Source organism: Ureibacillus xyleni (genome assembly GCF_900217795.1).
GTDB classification, from domain to species: domain Bacteria; phylum Bacillota; class Bacilli; order Bacillales_A; family Planococcaceae; genus Ureibacillus; species Ureibacillus xyleni.
Genome location: NZ_OBMQ01000030.1, coordinates 1 through 1,453 on the forward strand (window position 1 = coordinate 1; position 1,453 = coordinate 1,453).

General features: G+C 52.2%; 16 tRNA genes. All 16 read left to right on the plus strand.

Features of this window, described 5'->3' with window-relative positions:
• Window positions 1-10: 10 nt before the first annotated feature.
• The 16 genes from CRO00_RS19800 to CRO00_RS19875 all read left to right on the plus strand — a co-directional run bounded on the left by CRO00_RS19800 (window position 11) and on the right by CRO00_RS19875 (window position 1,438).
• A tRNA-Tyr gene (locus tag CRO00_RS19800) sits at window positions 11-94 on the plus strand.
• Between the two features lie 12 nt (window positions 95-106).
• Window positions 107-180: transfer RNA gene (locus tag CRO00_RS19805), tRNA-Trp, on the plus strand.
• 29 nt (window positions 181-209) lie between these two features.
• Window positions 210-285: transfer RNA gene (locus CRO00_RS19810), tRNA-His, on the plus strand.
• 30 nt (window positions 286-315) lie between these two features.
• Window positions 316-390: transfer RNA gene (locus CRO00_RS19815), tRNA-Gln, on the plus strand.
• Window positions 391-394: 4 nt separating this feature from the next.
• Window positions 395-471, plus strand: a tRNA-Arg gene (locus CRO00_RS19820).
• Window positions 472-491: 20 nt separating this feature from the next.
• A tRNA-Ala gene (locus tag CRO00_RS19825) sits at window positions 492-567 on the plus strand.
• A gap of 20 nt (window positions 568-587) precedes the next feature.
• A tRNA-Met gene (locus CRO00_RS19830) sits at window positions 588-661 on the plus strand.
• 12 nt (window positions 662-673) lie between these two features.
• Window positions 674-766: transfer RNA gene (locus CRO00_RS19835), tRNA-Ser, on the plus strand.
• A gap of 25 nt (window positions 767-791) precedes the next feature.
• Window positions 792-867 (plus strand) — tRNA-Asp (locus CRO00_RS19840).
• Window positions 868-872: 5 nt separating this feature from the next.
• Window positions 873-943 (plus strand) — tRNA-Gly (locus CRO00_RS19845).
• A gap of 7 nt (window positions 944-950) precedes the next feature.
• Window positions 951-1,027: transfer RNA gene (locus tag CRO00_RS19850), tRNA-Ile, on the plus strand.
• 9 nt (window positions 1,028-1,036) lie between these two features.
• Window positions 1,037-1,111, plus strand: a tRNA-Asn gene (locus CRO00_RS19855).
• Window position 1,112: 1 nt separating this feature from the next.
• Window positions 1,113-1,184, plus strand: a tRNA-Glu gene (locus tag CRO00_RS19860).
• Window positions 1,185-1,199: 15 nt separating this feature from the next.
• Window positions 1,200-1,275: transfer RNA gene (locus tag CRO00_RS19865), tRNA-Val, on the plus strand.
• A gap of 5 nt (window positions 1,276-1,280) precedes the next feature.
• Window positions 1,281-1,356: transfer RNA gene (locus tag CRO00_RS19870), tRNA-Thr, on the plus strand.
• Window positions 1,357-1,363: 7 nt separating this feature from the next.
• A tRNA-Lys gene (locus CRO00_RS19875) sits at window positions 1,364-1,438 on the plus strand.
• Window positions 1,439-1,453 lie beyond the last annotated feature (15 nt).

Here is a 1,453-nt window from a genome sequence, read left to right on the forward strand (position 1 = left end):
TCCCTTAAATGGAGGGGTAGCGAAGTGGCTAAACGCGGCGGACTGTAAATCCGCTCCTTCGGGTTCGGCGGTTCGAATCCGTCCCCCTCCACCATCTACTTGTAATAGGGGCATAGTTCAACGGTAGAATAGAGGTCTCCAAAACCTTTGGTGTGGGTTCGATTCCTACTGCCCCTGCCAAATATCTCTTGGAACATTATGAAATAATGGCGATTGTGGCGAAGTGGTTAACGCACCGGATTGTGGTTCCGGCATTCGTGGGTTCGATTCCCATCAGTCGCCCCAACAAAACAAAATAATATCATCTAAAAATATTGGGGTATAGCCAAGCGGTAAGGCAACGGATTTTGATTCCGTCATGCCCAGGTTCGAATCCTGGTACCCCAGCCATTTAGCGCCCGTAGCTCAATTGGATAGAGCGTCTGACTACGGATCAGAAGGTTGTGGGTTCGACTCCTGCCGGGCGCGCCAATTATAACAATCAACATTTCGGGGCCTTAGCTCAGCTGGGAGAGCGCCTGCCTTGCACGCAGGAGGTCAGCGGTTCGATCCCGCTAGGCTCCACCAAAAATTAGAATATAACATATGGCGGCGTAGCTCAGCTGGCTAGAGCGTACGGTTCATACCCGTAAGGTCGGGGGTTCGATCCCCTCTGCCGCCATTTATTAAAAGTGGAGGAATACCCAAGTCCGGCTGAAGGGATCGGTCTTGAAAACCGACAGGCGGGTTAAACCGCGCGGGGGTTCGAATCCCTCTTCCTCCGCCATTTATTTTAATAGTTAGTTGATGATGGTCCCGTGGTGTAGCGGTTAACATGCCTGCCTGTCACGCAGGAGATCGCCGGTTCGATCCCGGTCGGGACCGCCATTATTGCGGGTGTAGTTTAATGGTAAAACCTCAGCCTTCCAAGCTGATGTCGTGAGTTCGATTCTCATCACCCGCTTCAATTGGGGCCTATAGCTCAGCTGGTTAGAGCGCACGCCTGATAAGCGTGAGGTCGATGGTTCAAGTCCATTTAGGCCCACCATGTATTTATTCCGAAGTAGCTCAGTGGTAGAGCAACCGGCTGTTAACCGGTTGGTCGTAGGTTCGAGTCCTACCTTCGGAGCCATGGCCCGTTGGTCAAGTGGTTAAGACACCGCCCTTTCACGGCGGTAACACGGGTTCGAATCCCGTACGGGTCATATTTTTAATTCCCAGGAGGATTAGCTCAGCTGGGAGAGCACCTGCCTTACAAGCAGGGGGTCGGCGGTTCGAGCCCGTCATCCTCCACCATATATGCCGGTGTAGCTCAGTTGGTAGAGCACCTGACTTGTAATCAGTAGGTCGTGGGTTCGACTCCTATCGCCGGCACCATTCTTTAGAGCCATTAGCTCAGTGGTAGAGCATCTGACTTTTAATCAGAGGGTCGAAGGTTCAAGTCCTTCATGGCTCACCAGTTTTATATGCGGGT